This window comes from Odoribacter lunatus, assembly GCF_943193135.1.
Lineage (GTDB): Bacteria > Bacteroidota > Bacteroidia > Bacteroidales > Marinifilaceae > Culturomica > Culturomica lunata.
The window spans coordinates 54,831-73,657 of the sequence record NZ_CALPCZ010000011.1 but is presented as its reverse complement, the minus strand read 5'-3'; the positions used below and the strand labels follow the sequence as shown (position 1 = coordinate 73,657).

The window sequence follows — 18,827 nt, the reverse complement described above, 5'->3', positions numbered from 1 at the left end:
CAAGGTTGGTTATTGGATAATCCGCTGACGGAAGACCCGAATGACTTCACACTCAAGGTGAAAGCGGGCAACATGGTGACAGTCGAGGACATTGCGAAGGCATTGCAGGAGGAAGGCACTGAATTTCAGTTGGAAACGTTAATTGATATTCTGAATCGTGGCGACCGGATAATCCGTAACAAGTTGCTTGCCGGATTCAGTGTAGGTACGGGCGTGTTCTATGCTTATCCGAGTGTGTCGGGTGTGTGGTATGATAAGAATGAAACATTTGACGAAAAGAAACACAAAGTGGGGGTAAATTTCCAATTGAGTGCAGCGTTGCGAGAAGGTATCAAACAGGTGGGAATAGAGGTGTTGGGCGTCTCTTCCGCAGGTCCGGAAATTTCGGGCGTGACGGATACGTGGACGGGTGAATTGAACGGTTTGATAACTCCCGACGAAGTGGTGACGGTGAAAGGGCGTAATATACAGATAGCAGGTGAGGATGAAGACAATGGTATTCGCTTTGTTCGGGTGGACGACAGCAGTAAAACGGTGGCTGTGGACATGCGCCGTCTGACGGTAAACAATCCGTCGTCGTTATCATTCCGTGTACCGAAACTGACACCGGGCGACTACTATCTGGAATTGACCACACAATTTTCATCGAGCAACGGCGTACTGAAACAGGCGCGTACCACGCGTTTTGAGAAAGTTTTGAACGTGCCGGAAGCAGCGGAATAAATTAGGGGAGGGTCCCCTACGTCCGTAGTGGACACGCCACTACGGACGTAGAACCTTCCCCCACATGAGCCTAGGAGACACCCTCCTACGCTCGTAGAGAACAGACGACTATGAATTAAAACTATAAATAAAAATGACTATGAAACAATTATTGTATGGGATGCTGTGCCTGGCACTGGTGGCGGGATGCAGCAAAGACAAGAATGATGATGAAAACGAAGTAAAAATCGGTAAAGATTTTACGGAAAATGTATCAGGGGTAGAGTTGGAGATGGTTTATGTGCAGGGCGGTACGTTCAGTATGGGAGCGACGGAGGAGCAGGGAGACCATTGTTCTGGCAATGAGTATCCTATTCATTCCGTAACTCTTTCGGATTATTATATCGGCAGGTACGAGGTGACGCAGGGATTGTGGGAGAAGGTGATGGGCACGACGATAGAGCAGCAGCGGGATAAAAATTCAAGTAACTATAATTCTCTTCGTGGTGTTGGTTCAGATTATCCGATGTATTACGTGAGTTGGAATGAAGCAGTAGCTTTCTGTGAGAAGTTGAGCCAACTGACAGGGAAGAAATATACTCTGCCAACTGAGGCACAATGGGAGTATGCTGCCCGCGGCGGTGGGAAGAGTGAGGGGTATAAATACAGCGGTAGTGATGAAATTGACGAGGTGGCTTGGTATAGTGGTAATAGTAATTCTTCGACTCGTCCTGTCGGTCAGAAATTGCCGAACGAATTGGGTATTTACGATATGTCCGGTAATGTCCATGAATGGTGTAGCGATTGGTATGCTTCTTACAGTAGTGCACAGACCGATCCTACGGGTCCTGAAACGGGCTCTGACCGCGTGTTTCGCGGTGGTGGTTGGGGCACCTATATCTATGAGGGGGACTGCCGGGTGTCGCATCGGGGATATTACTATCCAAGCCACCGCTACGACTGGCTCGGCTTCCGGGTTGTCCTCCTTCCTTAGAGTTACGGGCGGATTACTAAATGAATAAGAGAATTTAATAGTAACAGTAAAAACAAAATCATTATGCCAAGAATTGTAATTAGATTTAGAACAGAGGTACAGTTACATGCCTTTGCCCGGTTTTATAGTGGGACTCCCGGAATTTGGGGACACAGGCATCCTAATTATGGCGGACAAGTAGGAAAAGATTGCTCTTTGGGAAGTGGTATTTATAAGTGGGTGTATCTTGATTCGGAATATGTTAGAGATTTCGAGCAGTTGGGGCGGGATGTAATGATGTTTGGAGGAGAGATTGAACCGTATTAATTAAAAACTATAAATAAAAATGACGATGAAATAACTATTTTATTGGCTGCTGTGCCTGGCACTGGTGGCGGGATGCAGCAAAGACAAAGACGACCAGGAGCCGGAAACCAAAACCACCGTGTACACATTTGGGCCTAATCGGTATGAGCAACTTAACAATATTGACCAAATCAAGGCATCCGCAGACTCGGTCCAGGTTGGCAAAATCATTTTCCAAGCGAGTAATGTTGATAACCTTGGTGATTCCACCTATGGTTGGCAGGGAATTAATATGCGTGGCATTATCAGGGCTTGACACAGGTCTTGGATGCCGCCAAGAATAAAGGCACCTGTCGTGGAACATTGAAATGGGTGACCCCGCATGATGTCAATCGTGAATATACCCCAAAGTTAGAGGCATTGGGATTAAAGATTATCTTTGACCCCCAAACTGCCGCGGCACAAAAACCATGATAAAAATCCGGCATTTGCCGGATTTTTTATTTCCCTTCGCGAAAACATTTCGCATTTTCCGACAAAAATGGCCAAAAACATTTCGCATTTTCCGACAAAAACAGCCAAAAACATTTCGCATTTTCCGACAAATCTCTATTTTTGCATAGGATAACTCATGTTTTTACTATGGCAGAAAAGATATTCAAACGTAAGATTTATGAACGGATGCTCCGGTGGAAGAAGGAAAGTGACGGACGGACTGCGCTCCTGTTAAAAGGAGCCCGGCGGATTGGAAAATCGACCGTGGCCGAAGAGTTTGCACGGCAGGAGTATGAATCTTGTATTATTATTGATTTTTCAATAGCGGATGAGGGCGTGAGGGAGTTGTTTTCACATATATCCGATTTGAATTACTTTTTTTTGCGGCTTCAGTCATTGTTTAATGTGTCGTTGTATGAGCGCAGGTCGGTGATTGTTTTTGATGAGGTGCAACTTTGCCCGTCTGCCCGGCAAGCGATTAAACATCTTGTGAAAGACCGGCGCTATGATTATATCGAAACCGGCTCGCTTCTTTCTATCAAGAAAAATGTGAAGGGTATCGTGATTCCGAGCGAGGAAACGCGTATCGCTATGTATCCGATGGATTACGAGGAGTTTTTGTGGGCTATCGGTAAATCTCCCGCCTGTGAGCTTATAAAATATTCGTATGAGCATCTTAAACCGTTGGGAGATGCTGTCAATCGCGAGATGATGCGCGATTTTCGTTTGTATATGCTTGTGGGGGGAATGCCGCAGGCTGTGAATGCTTATCTGGAGGCAAATGATTTTTCAGCGGTCGATGCTGTGAAACGAAATATTCTTGAACTCTATGTGGATGATTTCCGTAAGATTGATCCTTCGGGGCGTGCTTCGCGGCTGTTCAGCTCGATACCGGCGGAGCTTTCCCGTAATACAATGCGTTATAAGGTGGGGAGTGTGATTGAGAATGCTACGGCTTCACGGCTTGGAGAGCTGTTGATGGATATGGCGGATTCTATGACGGTGAATTTTGCTCACCATGCCAATGATCCGAGTGTCGGACTTCCCCTGCATGCCGATTCTGATTGCTTTAAAATGTTTCTTACCGATACGGGCTTGTTCGTCACACTTGTTTTTATGGACCGGGATTATACGGAAAATGAGATATACCGCAAGCTCCTTTCGGATAAGTTGAGTACTGATTTGGGCTATGTGTATGAGAATGCGATTGCCCAGATGCTGAAAAGCGCGGGTAATGAACTTTTTTACCATACGTTTAAGGAGGATTCGGGGCGTGGTTACGAGATTGATTTTTTGTTGTCCCGGAAAGACAAGGTGTGTCCCGTAGAGGTCAAGTCCTCCGGTTACAATTCCCATAAATCGCTTGATAAGTTCCAGGAAAAATTTTCTGCCAGGGTGTTGCGCCGCTATCTGCTATATACCAAGGATATACGAAAAGATAAGGATATCTTGTGTTTGCCTGTGTATATGGCCGGATTGCTTTGAAGTATGGGTGTTTTATGACGGGTGTTGAATTTAGGGGGATGGATGGAGCGGGATTGAAAATTTTAACTACTTTTGTCATATTTTGAAAAGTATTAAGGGAATAAATGAATTTCAAGTTTATAACAGTTGTATTGTTTGTATGGATGCTTTTGTCCGGCTTTGCTACGGGCAGACGGAAAGCCGTGTTTACCGAAACGGCTTTCGGGATTCAGTTGAAGATGGTGTATGTGGAGGGTGGTAGTTTTTTGATGGGGGGCACTGTTGAGCAGGGTACGGATATTTATGATGACGAGGAGACGATTCGCCGGGTGAACGTGGATGGTTATTATATCGGGGTTTTTGAGGTGACACAGGGGCAATGGAAGAAGGTGATGGGAAGTAATCCGAGGGATTTTAAGAAGGGGGGAAATTATCCGGTGACGGTTTCCTGGGAAGAGGCGCAGGAGTTTTGTACGAAATTGAGCCATGAAACGGGCAGAAATTATTGCCTGCCTACGGAAGCGCAGTGGGAGTATGCTGCCCGGGGGGCGAATAAGGGTGCCCATACGAAGTATAGCGGTGGGTCGGATATAGATTTGGTGGCATGGCACCTGGATAACAGCGGCTCTTCGGCTCATTCGGTCGGGATGAAGCAGCCCAATGCTCTTGGTTTGTATGATATGTCCGGCAATGTGTGGGAATGGTGCCGGGATTGGTATAATTATTATGATCCCCATGAAACAGAAAATCCCAAGGGAGCACCTATAGGTACTTACCGGGTGTTGCGCGGCGGTAGCTGGTGTGATTATGCACGGCGTTGCCGCGTGTCGGGGCGGGTGAGCAATGCCCCGGACGTTAGCAGCAGTTGCAGCGGTTTTCGTATAGTTCTTATTCCGTAGGGAAGATTATTTGCATATTACATCATTTTCGTAGTTGAAGCCGCCTTCAAAGTCGTTGTCGCGGATGTCGATGTTTGTGACCCGTTCCAGCAGGAAACGGTGCCGGTTCCAATGGAATGCCGAGTAGGATTGGGTGAGGCGGATGGTGTTATTTTTGAATACCAGGCCGTCCAGTGATTTGGCATAGACAATGGGCTGGTCGAAGGTTTCAAAAAGGTTGTTTTCTATGATGACGCCTTGGCCGTTTCCGCCGTGGAAGTAGCTTTGCTGTCCCGGTAGGTCGGGTATTTCCGGATAGATGGATATGATGGCGTTGGTGAATTGGAACATGTTGGTGAGGGCATTGATGAAGGTGTTGTGGCGGATGATGACCTCCCGGCAGGCTCCGGTTTCATACCAGCCGTTGCAGTCTCCGCACAATAGGATGGCCGTGCCGGAGGTGTGGTCGAATGTGTTGTGTTCGATGACGGTTTTCCGGGGGGTGCTGAAGAGGGCGCCCCGTGCCCGATTGTTGCGGATGAGGTTGTTGCAGAAGAGTACTTCGGGCGTCCATGTGAGGTTTTCGATGCCGAATCCTTCTTTTTCCGTAATAGCCGGGTCGAGGGGTTGGTCGAACGTGATGACAAATTCTTTGGCGCCGCTGATTTGAGGCCGGTCGTGCGGGTGGATGGAGGCGATACGGTTGGGGGTACCGGTTAAATCCATGGTTGCCGAACGGATGAATTGCACGGTGTCGCCGGGCCTGCCCCATTCAAAGCCGTAGGATTGGCCGTGCATGTAGCGTCCGATGACGGTTGTATCGTCGAGGCGTTGCGTGATTTTCAGATACGTGCCGTGGATGTTGATGGCGTCGTCCATCATGCCTTCGTAGCGTCCGTTGCAGGAGATGATTTTTCCTTTGCATCCGGAGAAGTGGGTGGCGTCGGCCTGGGTGGTGAAGTAGCGGGGATCATCGTCTCCTTTCAGGCATACGCCGAATCCGTCCAGAGTGATGTTTTCGCACAGTTGTGCCAGTAGTCCCATTCCTTCCGCATAGTGTACCTGTATGTTTTGCAGGTGGGTGTTCAGGTTGTGGGATAAAAAGAGTCCCGGTGCGGGGCGCGCCCAGGAACGCATGGCGATGACGGTGCCCGGAAGCAGGCGTTTGTCTTTCCAGAGGGGAGCCTGCAAACGGCGCGGGGCGATTTCTTTTACGCCTTTTGTATTGTAGAGGAGGTCGCTGGTTCGGTAGACCACGTGTTTGGTCTTTCCTTCAAAAGCGATTCCGGTATTTTGCGTGAAGCTCCAGCCTTCACCGTAGGTTTCAAAGAGGCCGTTGTCGTTTATGCGGTAATTGACCCACGGCGCCACCTCAAAGGTAATTCCTGCCTCGGGGGAGTTGGCGATAATCCGTATTTGGGCGATGTGGGGATGTTCAAAGTCGATGCTGAAGTTTTTCAGGGTACAGTTCCGGGAGTTTAGCAATGCCAGCGGGAGCATCCGGCCATGGAAAACGAACGACGCTCCTTGCCCGTCGAGGGTGAGATTGTGCATATCCTCCAGGGCAATTCCTACTTTCTTGGGGTTTGGCTGGTCGTGGTTGGAAATATAGTACTCGCGCTCTGTGGCTCCGGTTTCGTGGAAATTGTAGCGTCCGGGAGCAAAGCGGAGGGTGATGGCGTGGGTATCGGGATTTTCTTCCCGGATAGCAGAGAGTGCCTGTGCCAGTAATGGGGAACAGTTGATGTCGGTGTCGGGCAGTATGCCGAACCGGGTCATGTCATAGGTTTTGTGTTTGTCGGCTGTACACGAAAAGGAGAGGTACAGCAGCAGGTACAGGAGGTATTTCCTCATATCTTTATTTTTTTGATTAGCGGGCTAAAGATAGGAGGAAAAACCGAATGTGATGTGTCAGGCAGTGAGTTTTTTTATGACTTCCAGCGCCTTTTCGTAATCGGGTTCGTGGGAAATTTCCGGGATGTATTCAGTGTATTTTATTTTGTTGTCCTTACCAATGATGACAATGCCTCTGCTAAGGAGCCGGAGCGCCGGAATAAGGAAGCCGTAACGGGTACCGAATTCAAGGTTTCTGTAATCGGACAGGGCCATGACCCGGTCGATGCCTTCGGCGGCACAGTAGCGGTGGAGGGCAAAAGGTAAATCGCAGGAAATGGCGAGTATGACGATGTCTTCTCCCAGTTGGCTTGCCATCTGATTGAATCGGTGCATTTGTGCGGAGCAGACGGAGGTGTCGATGGAGGGATAGGAGGAGAGGACGATGATTTTGTTTTTGTAATCGCTGAGTTTTACCGGCTGCATGTTGGCATTGTCGGTGGTGAAGTCGGGTGCCTGTTGTCCTGTCTGGATGGGAGTCCCGGCTAATTGTAAACGTGTTCCGTGCATTGTTATTTCCATGGTGTTTTGTTTTGAGTTTACCTGTGGAATTGAACGGCCGTCGGAGCAAAATGTTTCAAAGAAAAAGCCGCTTCAAAAAGGAAGCGGCTTTTTATGCGGTTGGTTATTTGTTTTTTCTTTGCTGTTCTCTCATCTTCTGTTCCTGCATGCGCTGCATTTGTTCGAGGCGTTCTTGGAATTTTGATTTTTTTACCGGCTTCATTTTAGCCAATTCGATTTGTTTCAAGAGTTTCTCGTCATTCATGTAGCGCTGGATAATCCATGTCTGAAGAATGGTTATCAAGGTCGCAATGAAGTAGTAGTAGCTTAGTCCGGAGGAGTAGCTGTTGAAGATGAACAGGAACATGATAGGCATGAGGTACATCATGCTTTGCATGCCTTTCATCTGGTCGTTTTGCGGCTGATTCTTCTTATTGATAATCATGTAAATGATGTTGGTAGCCGTCATCAGCAAGCAGAACAGGCTGACATGGTTGCCGTAGAACGGAATAGAGAACGGCAGAGTCGCGATAGAGTCATAAGAGGCCAAGTCCGTTGCCCAAAGGAAGCTCTTTTGGCGCAGTTCGATAGCACCGGGGAAGAACCAGAATAAGGCAATCAGGATAGGCATTTGCAATAACATCGGCAGACATCCGCCCATCGGATTTACGCCGGCACGTTTATATAATGCCATGGTGGCTTTTTGCCGTTCCAGGGCTTTCTCTTTCGGGTACTTTTTGTTGATTTCGTCGATTTGAGGTTTCAATACCCGCATTTTTGCCTGAGATAAATAGGATTTGTAGGTAAGCGGGAATAAGAAAAGTTTGATAATCAACGTCAGCAGTAAAATAATCAATCCGTAGTTGTTCGTGACGTGACTTTCCAGGAACCCGAATAACGGAATGACGATGTAACGGTTGAACCAGGCTACCCATTTCCAGCCCAGATTGACTAATTTGAGAAGTTGAATATCGGCTCCATATTCTTTCAGTACCGGATAGGAGTTCGGACCGAAGTAGAATTCCATGTCGTAGACTTCGGTAGGCTGACCGGAGTAGGGCAACGGAATTTCGGTGAAAGCTTTTTTAAGGTAGTTTGCCTCCTTACTGATTTGAGAGGAGACGGTCACATCGCTGAAAGATTCTTTGGCGATGAGTATTGAAGAGAAAAATTGTTGTTTGAACGCTATCCATTTTACTTTGGTGGATAGGATTTCTTTGGAATCGGCATTCGTGGACAGGCTTTCCACATCGTCGCTTAAGAAGTCGTAGTAAACGCCGGTGTACCGGTTTTCAAACTCTTTGCTTTTTTCCAATTGAGGCATGTCTACGCCCCAGAATAGAGTCAGGAAAGAGGAATTGGAGGCGATGACTTCGTTCATGTTGTGGGTGCGTATGCTGAATTTCAACATGTAGCTGTCAGGTGCCAGCGTGTATAAGTATTCAATGTATTTCCCTTCTTCCGACACGAGTTTCATGGAAAGCGACTGTTCTCCCGTTGCCGTATTCAGAATCGGTGTTGTGCTTTCGGGCGTGAAAAGGAACTTCTCTGTGTTGATTTGTTTGTTCTGTGCGTAGAAGTTCAATCCGAAAGTTGATTTTTGGGGTTGCCATAATATAAGCGGCAAGGAGTCGTGAGTGCGGTATTCTTTCAAATCTACGTAGGTAATACGTCCGCCACGGGTATTGATGTGTAGTTTTATTTTGCTGTTTTCCAGAACAATTTCCTGTTCAGAGAGACTGTCTTGTTGAAAAACATTGTCGGAAACGGTAGTATTTATCTCTTGAGAAGCATTGAATGCGGCTTTTTCCTGCTCTGCGGCTAATTGCATTCTTTGGGCTTCCACCCGGGCGATGGAGTCACGCATGCGTATTTCTCTTTTCTGCTCTTCGGTAGGCTGGCTCAGATAGGAAAATCCTATCATGATTAAGAAGATAAGTACTAAACCTATGACTGTATTTTTGTCCATGTTTTTTTAATTGAAGATTGAGTTATGATATGCAGGCTTTGATAAATGAGACGAAAAGCGGATGCGGATGGATGACCGTGCTCTTGTATTCCGGATGAAATTGAGTGCCGACAAACCATTTGTGAGAAGGAATTTCGACGATTTCCGTTAGACCGGTGTCCGGATTTACCCCGGTGGTAATCATGCCTGCTTTTTCAAATGTTTCTTTGTATTCGTTGTTGAATTCGTAGCGGTGACGGTGTCTTTCCTCTACTATTTTCTGTTTATATGCTTCATAGGCTTTGGAGCCTTCTTTTATGTTGCATTTGTATGCACCTAATCGCATGGTACCCCCTTTTTCTGTGACGTCTTTTTGATTGTCCATGAGATCAATGACGGGGTATTGGGTTTTGGATGCCATTTCCGTGGAGTTTGCATTTTCGAGATGCAGCACGTTGCGGGCGAATTCGATGACCGCCATTTGCATACCTAAGCAAATGCCTAAAAACGGGATGTTGTTGGTGCGTGCGTAATGGATGGCAGTGAGTTTGCCGTCGATGCCGCGATGCCCGAAACCGGGAGCTACTAATATACCGTGGAGGTTCTTTAGAACTGCCTCTGCATTGGATTCGGTAAGGCTTTCGCTGTGAATCCAGTGTATGTTTACTTTACAGTCGTTTACGGCTCCGGCATGAATGAAGGCTTCGGCAATGGATTTGTAAGCGTCATGAAGTTCGACGTATTTACCCACCAAACCGATTTGTACCTCTTGCCGGTAGTTTTTTAGTTTATAAAGAAATTTCTTCCAGGATTCCAAATCGGGTTCGCTGTTGAGCGGAAGTCCCAGTTTTTCCAATACGATTTCGTCTAGTTTCTCTTCTTCCATTTTTATGGGAACCTCGTAGATGGTTGGTACATCTATGGATTCAACAACGGCTTCAGGCTGCACATTGCAGAAGAGAGCTACTTTCCGTTTTAAATCGGTTGTCAGTTTGTGTTCGGTGCGGAGTACCAGAATATCAGGTTGTACACCGATTTCCAGCAATGATTTTACGGAGTGTTGTGTGGGTTTGGTTTTTAGTTCTCCCGATGCGGATAAATAAGGAACTAAGGTCAAATGAATCAAGACGGATTTTTCACCTAATTCCCATCTCAATTGCCGAACGGCTTCAAGGAACGGAAGAGATTCAATGTCTCCGACCGTGCCGCCGATTTCGGTGATGACTACGTCGTATTTGTTTTTAGCACCTAGCAGTTTGATGTTTCGTTTGATTTCGTCCGTGATATGAGGAACGATTTGGACAGTTTTGCCTAAATAATCTCCTCGGCGCTCTTTGTTTATGACATTTTGATAGATACGGCCGGTTGTGATGTTGTTTGCTTGAGAAGTGGGACAACCGGTGAATCGTTCGTAATGTCCCAAATCGAGGTCTGTTTCCGCCCCGTCGTCAGTGACATAGCATTCTCCGTGTTCGTAAGGATTCAGTGTTCCCGGGTCAATATTGATATAGGGATCGAGTTTTTGGTTGGCAACTTTGTATCCTCTGGATTGTAGCAATTTTGCTAATGAAGAAGCGATAATACCTTTTCCAAGTGAGGAGGCAACCCCTCCGGTGACAAATACGTATTTGGTAGCCACGATTTTTATTTTATAGAATTAACATCAAAGCCACAAAGATAAGAAATTAATGTAAAAACGGAAGGGTCACCCCTTCCGTTTTTTAGATTAAGCTATCTATGGCTTTTAATTTTTCGTGGAGGAGGGCTAATTTTTGTTTTGTTTTTTCGATTTTATTGGTTAGTTCCCGAATTAAACCTGCTGATTTGTTAGATTTGGCAATGAAACCGATGTTGTTTTCCCATGTGTTGATGTCGGTTTCCAATTGGCGAATTTTCCCCATGAGTTTTTCTCGTTCATTGACGATTTTGAATTCTTTGTTTTCTCCGCTGTCTAAGGTGTGTATTTTAGCCCTGTATTTTTCCAGATTTTTATCGAATTCGTCTAAGTTTAATTTGTCGAAATGGGCATCCATGATTTGCCGGAATTCTTCTTGTATTGCTTCTTTTTTCTTTATCGGCACAAAACCTATGGCACTCCATTGAGCTTGAAATTCTTTTAATTGTTGCAACGTCGCGTTGTTGTCATCAGATGGCACGAACTGTTTGATTTTTTCTAATAGTTCTTTTTTCAGTTCTAGGTTTTTCTCTTGCTCGCTGTCGATGTTTTTATAAAAATTGGCTTTATTGTTGAAGAATACATCACAGGCACTCCGGAACCGAAGCCATATCTTATTCGAGTATTTCTGTGGGGCAGCTCCTGTCTTTTTCCACTCTTTTTGAAGAGTAATAATTTTATCGGTCGTAACTTTCCAATCGGTACTGTTTTGCAGAGCTTCTACTTTTTCGCATAGTTCGGTTTTAATTTTTAAGTTTTTTTCTTGTTCAATTTGCAGCGTTTTGTAGAATTCTCGTTTGAGGTTGAAGAATGTATCGCAATGTGACCGAAATTTGTTATAGATATTTTTTCTTTCTTTAATGGGCACAAATCCGGTATGTTTCCATTCTTCCTGTAAAGCAATGAGTTTTTCACCAGCTTTACTCCAGTCTTTGCCGGTCTGGTAAGTTCCGGTAGCAATAGCTTTTGCCTTTTCACACAATTCTTCTTTGAGTTTTAAATTGTTTTCTTGTTCTTTTTTTAAATCTTCAAAAAAGGTGTGATAACTATTATTGATTTTGGTTGTGGCATTTTTAAACCGTTCCCACAATATATCTTTTTGCTCTTTAGGGATGGGGCCTGTTTCTTTCCAACGGGCATGTAATAGTTGCAGGTGCTTGAAGGCTTCGTTTACATTACTGCTTTCAGCGAGTTTTTCGGCTTCTTCACATAAAGAGGTTTTAGCATCCAAATTGCGTTTTAAATCTAAGTCCCGTAGTTCTTTATTGATTTTTATGTAGTTGTAGAAATTTTCTACATGGTGGTGATAGGTTTCTAATAGGTCATTCATCCGGTTTTGCGGAACCATTCCTGTGTTACGCCACCGTTCTTGTATATTTTTGAAGTCTTGAAAGGTTTGATTGAGAGTCTCCTCTTTTTGAACCAATTCTTTTAATTCTTCTATAAGTTGTAGTTTGATGCGTAAATTATTTTCTCGTTCCGCTTCAATTTTTTGTATTTCTTCCGCTTTTTTATCCCGGTATGTTTTCAGGAGAGAGTTAAAACGTTGTTTGTTGCGATTGTCATATTGGAAATCTTCTTCCGCATTTCCGGCTTCGCAGAAGTCTGTCAGAGCCTTTTGTACTTCCTCTTTATATTGGTTTTCAAAAATTTCAGGAAGAGTATCGACAACTTCTTTGAGTTGTTGAGTCGGAAAGGAGTTCAGCAATTCTTGCAATTGATTGATAATTTCTTCTGTACTTAAGGTGGTAAAATCAATATCGGGAAGGGTAGGTTGTTCCGGTTGAGAGATATTGTTTTCGCTGTCTAATACTTCAGGAATGGAAGTGATTTCTCCTGTCGGTAACGTGTTCTCTTGCTCCATGATATGTAGGACTTAAATTTATTGGTCTTTAATAGTTCACGAAATTAAGTAATATATCTGAAAATGACAAATTATTCGGAGGTTGATGGAATTTAGGGTGAAAGCAGTTATCTTTGAATGCTTAAAAATAAATTATGATTTCTTATTTGGTTTACGGATTGGTATGGTTGGTTGGTTTTTTACCTTTTCGGGTATTGTATGTGTGTGCAGATGTCATTTATTATATTTTGTATTACATTATACGATATAGACGAAGTGTCGTGGAAGAGAATCTGGAAAAGGCATTTCCGGAAAAAAGCAAGCAGGAACGAAAAGTAATTGAAAAGAAATTTTACCATAATCTAAGTGATTTTTTTGTTGAGTTTTTTAAGCCTTGGCATATTTCAGAACAAGAGATGCGGAAACGTTGTGTATTTAAAAATACGGAGATATTACAGCATTATTATGATCAGGGACGTCCGGTGATTGGAGTGTTGGGACATTATGGAAATTGGGAATGGATGGCTTCTTATGCTCTGTTATTAAACAAGGATGTTGCTTTTTATTCTTTGTATAAGCCATTGCATAATAGAGTACTGGATAAGATGATGTTTCGGATTCGTTCACGATTTGGCGCACAACCTATACCCCGAAATGATGTACTGCGGGTTATAGTACGTGATATAAAAGAAAAACATATTTTTTTGGCAGCTTTTATCGGAGACCAGACGCCTAATGTCTATAATCTGAATTTTTGGATGACATTTTTGAATCAGGATACACCCGTGTTATTGGGAACGGAAAAAATAGCTACGAAATTTAATATTCCGGTTATCTCATTACAAGTACGCCGAGTACGTCGGGGATATTATGAAGTGAATTTTGTAGATTTGTGTGCTAATCCGAAAGAGTTGGCTCCGGGAGAATTGACGGAATTGCATACCCGCTTTCTGGAACGGCAGATTCGGGAAAAACCGGAGTATTGGCTGTGGTCTCATCGGAGATGGAAACATCGGAGGCCGGAATAAGATGAAAAATGGGAAAAGTTGCTGTCATTATATTGAATTGGAATGGGGAGGCGTTGTTGCGGCGTTTCTTGCCTTCCGTAGTGCGTAATACGCCTTCCGAGTTAGGAACGGTGATTGTGGTTGATAATCATTCGGAGGATAACTCGGTAGAGTTCATGAGAAAGGAATATCCGGAGGTGGAATTGCTTTGCCTGGATGATAATTATGGTTTTGCGGGAGGGTATAATCGGGCTATTGAGCAGATAGAGGCAGAGTACGTACTTTTATTGAATAGCGATGTTGAAGTAGAACATGGATGGTTACAGCCATTGGTAAAGGTTCTGGATGAGCAGCCGGAAGTGGCGGCAGTGCAACCGAAATTAAAGTCGTGGAATCATCGGGAATATTTTGAGTATGCGGGGGCGAGTGGAGGATACATAGATAAGTACGGCTTTCCCTTTTGTCGGGGACGAATTTTAAAAGAAGTGGAGAAAGATAAGGGACAATATGAGGATGAAGTTGCTGTTTTTTGGTGTAGCGGGGCAGCTTTGTGTGTGCGGCGGGAAGTTTATTTGGCATGTGGAGGGTTGGATGTGCGCTTCTTTGCCCACATGGAGGAAATTGACTTGTGTTGGCGTATGCAAAATGCTGGATATACGTTGAAAGTCGTTCCTGCTTCTGTTGTCTATCATTTGGGTGGAGGAACGTTACCAATGAATCATCCGGGAAAATTGTTTTTGAATTATCGTAATAACTTGCTGATGCTTTATAAAAACTTGGGGAAAAAAGAGTATAAACGGGTTATGCGAATGAGAAGAATGTTGGATAGTGTTGCCGGAATAATTTTCTTTTTGAAAGGTGAGTTTACAAATGCCGGGGCTGTATACAGGGCTTATCGTTCCTTTCATGATATGAAAAAATATTATTTGCAGACAGAGAGGGGGAATAAACTTTCTGCGGTTTATCCGAGGAGTATTATCTACGACTTTTTTTGTAAGAGGCTACGTACGTTTTCTTTACTCTTATCTTATTGGAAATAAAAATACATACCAAATAAACTTTTGATTTAGAATATTGTCTCATTAATAGAGAGGTAATATATTGTCCGGATTATGGAGGATAAGGAAATTATAGAATTGTTTCATTTGAAAGGTGAAAAAGAAAAAGCTTTTCGCCTGTTGGTTAATCGGTATAAGGAGCGTCTCTATTGGCATATAAGGAAAATAGTGCTGAATCATGAAGATACAGACGATATATTACAGAATGTTTTTGTGAAGATTTGGCAAGGATTGTCGGAATTTCGATATGAAGCGAAATTATTTACGTGGATGTATCGGATTGCGACTAATGAAGCGATTAATTTTCTGAACGAGAAAAAAAGAAAAGTATTTGGAAATTCAGGAGAGATAACAACACTGTTGGAAAATACTTTGGAAAGTGATGTTTATTTTAATGGGGATTCAATACAACAGGAATTACAACGGGCAATTTTACACCTTTCTGAAAGGCAGCGTTTGATTTTTAATATGAAATATTTTGACGATATGTCGTATGAAGATATTGCAGAAGTGTTGGAGGTCGCAATTGGTACATTAAAGGCGACATATCATAATGCGGTAAAAAAAATAGAAGAGTATCTGAAAATAGCGGATCCTTCTTTTTAATAAAGTTCGGATAAATAATTAAGATATGATGGAGAATTTTGATAGTAAATATAAAATGAAAAATCCTTTCTCTGTTCCGGAAAATTATTTTGATGAATTAACCGGACGTATAGAGAAACGAGTAATAGTTTCAAAACAACGCTCTAAGGTATCTGTTGTAAACTTGGTTAAACCATATATCGGTTTGGTTGCGATTTTTTTATTGGCATTATTGGTCGTTCAGGGAATATTGCCTCATGTTACCGATAGCAGTAAGATGTTAATGAAAGAAGGTGAACAAACGATGGTAACAACGATGGAATATGATGAGGAAAAATTGGAATTTAATGTAGGATTCAATCCGACGGGAGAGGAAATATGGGAATATCTTTCGACGGAAGTTGATGACTATGAATTGTTGTATGCGGATTTATTCTAAAATAGCAGAAAGATGAGAATAAAGGTTTTGATGATATTGAGTATATTGATATATACGGCAACGGTGCTTTGTGCACAAGGAAAACTGAGCGAAGAAAAACGGAAAGAATTTGAGGCGCAAAAAGTGGCTTATTTTACTCAAGCCTTGGAATTGACTCCGGAGGAAGCTATTGTATTTTGGCCGCTTTATAATGAAATGGGCAAAAAAATAAAAGAGCAGGAAACGAAAATTTGGGGAATGTGCAGAGAAACGTCTAAGGCAGAAAAACTAACAGAAGACCAGGAAAAACAACGGGTAATGGCCATGTTGGAGAATGAACAGAAAAGATTGAATATAAAGAAGGAATATTATCAAAAACTGTTGAATGTAATTCCTGCACGGAAAGTGGCTCGTCTTGATAGAATAGAATATAAATTCCATAAACAATTACTTCAGAAAATGTGCAAGGATTCTGATAATTGTAAACAATGAGTGGGGGGCTTTGAGGAGACAATAAAAAATCTGGTAAAATTTTGCAGGTTTCATTAAAAGTACTACTTTTGTGACCGTATAAATATAATGAAATTCAGACACTGGAGAGATGGGTGAGTGGCTGAAACCAACAGTTTGCTAAACTGTCGTATCCGATTAGGGTACCACGAGTTCGAATCTCGTTCTCTCCGCATCCCCGAAAAGACAGAAAGGGGACAAATCCCGTAAAACATTGATTTTACGGGATTTTTATTGCTCATCGAAGACATCGAAAAGACAAAATTTCGTTACTAAACCATTACTAAAAACAGGATGATGATTTTAGTAACGATTTTTGAGATAAGTCACTGATATGTTGCTCGTTGCCTAAAAATGTCTGCACATAACTCAATTATTAACAATTCCTTACAACACCATTGCAAATATCTTCTCAAACACGTTTAGTCTTGTCGATAAAACTTTTTCTATTACTAAAAAGAATAATTATCATCAAGATATACGAGATAGGATGAAGAATATAATTTAAATATGGCACTTGTAACCAAACAAAAATATAAGCTCCGATAATAATTATTATCCCTACAGAAAAAAGAATTATAAATAAGAATCTAGCAAGTTCTTTTTTCTTAATTTTCCCCTTTTCTTCCTTTGTAAGAGTATTGTAGCCTGCAATCGTATTAGGAAAAACAAGAACAATAATGCTCAAAGCAATGAAGGATATACCTAAGTATAAGATTAGATATTAGCATCTGAAATTTATTTTAGTAAGTATATATATTCTTCTTCATGCTTACAATTTATAACATATTTCTTCATTATAAATCGGAATTTATGTCATTGAGAGACAACGTTTTCAATTACAAAAATAAACGTTTTTTCTTTACCGACTAAAACCTAATCGAAAAAAAGTGTCATTGGGTGATATGATTTCCGAGTAAAATAGACCATCCAATACTTGAAATACAGTTATAAAATGATTGACTTTTGGTAGAATGGAGATACCCGATACCAATTCATGGCGAGTTTGCAATACAATTTTAATACCGGAAAAACCAAATTCAATAAGAAATCCAGAATTAAAGAAGAAATAAATCACCTGTGATTATGGCATATTTATTTTCCACTAAAAGATAAAATTGATAGTATTCTTAAAAGTGTGAAAATTCAGACCAATCGGTTCCGAATCAAAAACGATAGGTTTTTGAGGTAAAAATGATAGGTTTTCGGTAGCAAAACGATAGGTTTAGAAAAACGGGATTGGTCATTAAGCCGGATGTATCTGAATTTAATTATATGAAAAACTGGTAATACCTTTAATATCAGATATTTATTGATTTGTTACAGGCGTTAATTGAAAATGGATACTCCGTTTGAAAAAAAAGAGTCTCTTTTTAGTACAAAAAGAGTCTCTTTTTGCATCAAAAACATACTCTTTTTATTTTACCCATACGTTGAGTATTTCGCCGATATACATTTTGTGCATGGATTTTCCGGTCCATTGGTTGCGCAATATTTTGTCATGAAGGGCTTCCGGGATGAAAGACTGTGAAACTAGTTTGCGGCATTCGATAATTAACCATGCTTCCGAAAATGCCGGGGTGCCGTTGGGGGTAATAATCGGGGAGAGTCCGCTTTCTTTAATCTTATCTGTATCTTTACCTGAATGGCTACCACAGTATTTTAGGGCATCGCGGTAGGCTTCCGTATAGAAAGAGAGGGTATAAGTCCCTTCTTTCTCCATAAATTGGTAGGTGTAGCGTGTCGGATTGATGAAACAGAATGTGACGGGTTTATTGTAAAGGTGTCCCAATCCGCCCCAACTGGCGGTCATCGTATTAAAATCCTCTGTATTACCGGCGGTGATCAGCATCCAGTCCTGAGAGAGTAGACGAATAATATTGCCGGGAATTTGTTCTGGAGAAATTTGTTTAAACCCTTGCAAAGTAGAAGGTGCCGTAGAGGACGTTGGAATTGTCGCTAGTATATTGGAATTTGCCGGATGTGTGCTAATAGTGGAGGTGGCTGGTATATGGGCTTGCGGGGTGATAGCCTTTTGGAGATCGGAGAACAGCCTATCGACTAAATCAATTGTATGTATTCTGAATTTCCCCGGTTGCCGGATAAGTTTGTTCTTATTTTTATATAAAGCAACTTCATCTGTAATGGTGGATTCTGCTGAAGAGTTTTGTTCTTCATACAAATAGCGGATTGCCGTAATTTTGGCTTCGCATTTTCCATTTGTAATATCGAAAAACATTTGATAGCTGATCTTACTCCTGTCTAAAGACAATGCTTTGTCAGTGAATACGAGGTACTCTTCACCTAAACTTGCTAATTTGCCGGTAGAAGCATCGGAGTATAATATCCGGCTGTGAAATTCATCTTTTTCCGTAAAATATTGTTGAGCCCAATTTTGAACAAGATGAAAGAGTTGTTCTTGAGAAAGTCCGGGGACTTCAATGGTTTTGGTAAAGGTAACCTTTCCGTTCACTTCGGGTACGGCTCCTTTAAGGTATTTTTCTTCATCTTGGGCCCATAATAATGAGGGAATACATAAAAGGATAAATAAAAGAGATTTCATGAATGTAT

General features: G+C 42.4%; 18 protein-coding genes and 1 tRNA gene. 12 read left to right on the top strand and 7 right to left on the bottom strand.

Annotated features, from left to right (window positions below):
• The 6 genes from NFR61_RS06240 to NFR61_RS06215 all read left to right on the top strand — a co-directional run.
• A partial coding sequence (locus tag NFR61_RS06240; protein WP_251621785.1) for a DNA-binding domain-containing protein occupies positions 1-723 on the top strand: 723 nt, incomplete at its 5' end.
• Positions 724-862: 139 nt separating this feature from the next.
• Positions 863-1,696 (top strand): formylglycine-generating enzyme family protein, encoded by an 834-nt coding sequence (locus NFR61_RS06235; protein WP_251621782.1) that lies wholly within the window; start codon positions 863-865, stop codon positions 1,694-1,696.
• Between the two features lie 63 nt (positions 1,697-1,759).
• Positions 1,760-2,002, top strand: coding sequence for a hypothetical protein (locus NFR61_RS06230; protein ID WP_251621780.1), 243 nt, complete (start codon positions 1,760-1,762; stop codon positions 2,000-2,002).
• Between the two features lie 291 nt (positions 2,003-2,293).
• Complete coding sequence (locus NFR61_RS06225; RefSeq protein WP_251621779.1) at positions 2,294-2,455, top strand: hypothetical protein; 162 nt, start codon at positions 2,294-2,296, stop codon at positions 2,453-2,455.
• A 168-nt stretch (positions 2,456-2,623) separates the two neighbouring features.
• On the top strand, positions 2,624-3,961 hold the full coding sequence (locus NFR61_RS06220; protein WP_251621777.1) for an ATP-binding protein: 1,338 nt from the start codon (positions 2,624-2,626) through the stop codon (positions 3,959-3,961).
• Between the two features lie 104 nt (positions 3,962-4,065).
• Positions 4,066-4,839, top strand: a complete 774-nt coding sequence (locus NFR61_RS06215) for a formylglycine-generating enzyme family protein (RefSeq protein WP_251621774.1) — start codon at positions 4,066-4,068, stop codon at positions 4,837-4,839.
• Between the two features lie 6 nt (positions 4,840-4,845).
• On the opposite strand, the gene NFR61_RS06210 is transcribed toward NFR61_RS06215, so the two are convergent.
• The 5 genes from NFR61_RS06210 to NFR61_RS06190 form a co-directional block, all read right to left on the bottom strand.
• Positions 4,846-6,672: an alpha-1,3-galactosidase-related protein gene (locus NFR61_RS06210; RefSeq protein WP_251621772.1), complete on the bottom strand. Its 1,827-nt coding sequence runs from the start codon at positions 6,670-6,672 to the stop codon at positions 4,846-4,848.
• Positions 6,673-6,729: 57 nt separating this feature from the next.
• Entirely contained in the window at positions 6,730-7,233 is a 504-nt protein-coding gene (gene tpx, locus NFR61_RS06205; protein WP_251621771.1) for a thiol peroxidase, read from the bottom strand.
• Between the two features lie 103 nt (positions 7,234-7,336).
• The gene (yidC, locus tag NFR61_RS06200) at positions 7,337-9,181 is read right to left on the bottom strand and encodes a membrane protein insertase YidC (protein WP_251621769.1); all 1,845 of its coding nucleotides are present in this window, start codon (positions 9,179-9,181) and stop codon (positions 7,337-7,339) included.
• A gap of 22 nt (positions 9,182-9,203) precedes the next feature.
• Positions 9,204-10,799, bottom strand: a complete 1,596-nt coding sequence (locus tag NFR61_RS06195) for a CTP synthase (RefSeq protein ID WP_251621767.1) — start codon at positions 10,797-10,799, stop codon at positions 9,204-9,206.
• A gap of 82 nt (positions 10,800-10,881) precedes the next feature.
• Complete coding sequence (locus NFR61_RS06190) at positions 10,882-12,699, bottom strand: DUF349 domain-containing protein (RefSeq protein ID WP_251621758.1); 1,818 nt, start codon at positions 12,697-12,699, stop codon at positions 10,882-10,884.
• 134 nt (positions 12,700-12,833) lie between these two features.
• On the opposite strand from NFR61_RS06190, the gene NFR61_RS06185 reads away from it, so the two are divergent.
• The 6 genes from NFR61_RS06185 (at position 12,834) to NFR61_RS06160 (ending at position 16,429) form a co-directional block, all read left to right on the top strand.
• Complete coding sequence (locus NFR61_RS06185; RefSeq protein ID WP_251621756.1) at positions 12,834-13,706, top strand: lysophospholipid acyltransferase family protein; 873 nt, start codon at positions 12,834-12,836, stop codon at positions 13,704-13,706.
• 8 nt (positions 13,707-13,714) lie between these two features.
• Positions 13,715-14,725, top strand: coding sequence for a glycosyltransferase family 2 protein (locus NFR61_RS06180; protein ID WP_251621755.1), 1,011 nt, complete (start codon positions 13,715-13,717; stop codon positions 14,723-14,725).
• Between the two features lie 72 nt (positions 14,726-14,797).
• The gene (locus tag NFR61_RS06175; RefSeq protein ID WP_251621754.1) at positions 14,798-15,349 is read left to right on the top strand and encodes an RNA polymerase sigma factor; all 552 of its coding nucleotides are present in this window, start codon (positions 14,798-14,800) and stop codon (positions 15,347-15,349) included.
• Positions 15,350-15,374: 25 nt separating this feature from the next.
• Entirely contained in the window at positions 15,375-15,767 is a 393-nt protein-coding gene (locus NFR61_RS06170; protein ID WP_251621753.1) for a hypothetical protein, read from the top strand.
• A 12-nt stretch (positions 15,768-15,779) separates the two neighbouring features.
• A complete protein-coding gene (locus NFR61_RS06165) occupies positions 15,780-16,238 on the top strand; it encodes a hypothetical protein (protein WP_251621752.1) in 459 nt (152 codons plus the stop codon).
• A 103-nt stretch (positions 16,239-16,341) separates the two neighbouring features.
• A tRNA-Ser gene (locus NFR61_RS06160) sits at positions 16,342-16,429 on the top strand.
• 239 nt (positions 16,430-16,668) lie between these two features.
• Here the strand turns inward: NFR61_RS06160 and NFR61_RS11245 are convergent.
• Both NFR61_RS11245 and NFR61_RS06155 read right to left on the bottom strand, forming a co-directional pair.
• Complete coding sequence (locus NFR61_RS11245) at positions 16,669-16,959, bottom strand: DUF3784 domain-containing protein (protein WP_420910108.1); 291 nt, start codon at positions 16,957-16,959, stop codon at positions 16,669-16,671.
• A gap of 714 nt (positions 16,960-17,673) precedes the next feature.
• Positions 17,674-18,819 (bottom strand): DUF4468 domain-containing protein, encoded by a 1,146-nt coding sequence (locus tag NFR61_RS06155; RefSeq protein WP_251621750.1) that lies wholly within the window; start codon positions 18,817-18,819, stop codon positions 17,674-17,676.
• Positions 18,820-18,827 lie beyond the last annotated feature (8 nt).

Coding starts and splice junctions, on each gene's coding strand:
- NFR61_RS06190 (WP_251621758.1), bottom strand. CDS start 12,699: ATGGAGCAAGAGAACACGTTACCGACAGGAGAAATCACTTCCATTCCT.
- NFR61_RS06215 (WP_251621774.1), top strand. CDS start 4,066: ATGAATTTCAAGTTTATAACAGTTGTATTGTTTGTATGGATGCTTTTG.
- yidC (WP_251621769.1), bottom strand. CDS start 9,181: ATGGACAAAAATACAGTCATAGGTTTAGTACTTATCTTCTTAATCATG.
- NFR61_RS06210 (WP_251621772.1), bottom strand. CDS start 6,672: ATGAGGAAATACCTCCTGTACCTGCTGCTGTACCTCTCCTTTTCGTGT.
- NFR61_RS06235 (WP_251621782.1), top strand. CDS start 863: ATGAAACAATTATTGTATGGGATGCTGTGCCTGGCACTGGTGGCGGGA.
- NFR61_RS06230 (WP_251621780.1), top strand. CDS start 1,760: ATGCCAAGAATTGTAATTAGATTTAGAACAGAGGTACAGTTACATGCC.
- NFR61_RS06165 (WP_251621752.1), top strand. CDS start 15,780: ATGAGAATAAAGGTTTTGATGATATTGAGTATATTGATATATACGGCA.
- NFR61_RS06170 (WP_251621753.1), top strand. CDS start 15,375: ATGATGGAGAATTTTGATAGTAAATATAAAATGAAAAATCCTTTCTCT.
- NFR61_RS06155 (WP_251621750.1), bottom strand. CDS start 18,819: ATGAAATCTCTTTTATTTATCCTTTTATGTATTCCCTCATTATTATGG.
- NFR61_RS06180 (WP_251621755.1), top strand. CDS start 13,715: ATGGGAAAAGTTGCTGTCATTATATTGAATTGGAATGGGGAGGCGTTG.
- NFR61_RS06220 (WP_251621777.1), top strand. CDS start 2,624: ATGGCAGAAAAGATATTCAAACGTAAGATTTATGAACGGATGCTCCGG.
- NFR61_RS06185 (WP_251621756.1), top strand. CDS start 12,834: ATGATTTCTTATTTGGTTTACGGATTGGTATGGTTGGTTGGTTTTTTA.
- NFR61_RS06175 (WP_251621754.1), top strand. CDS start 14,798: ATGGAGGATAAGGAAATTATAGAATTGTTTCATTTGAAAGGTGAAAAA.
- tpx (WP_251621771.1), bottom strand. CDS start 7,233: ATGGAAATAACAATGCACGGAACACGTTTACAATTAGCCGGGACTCCC.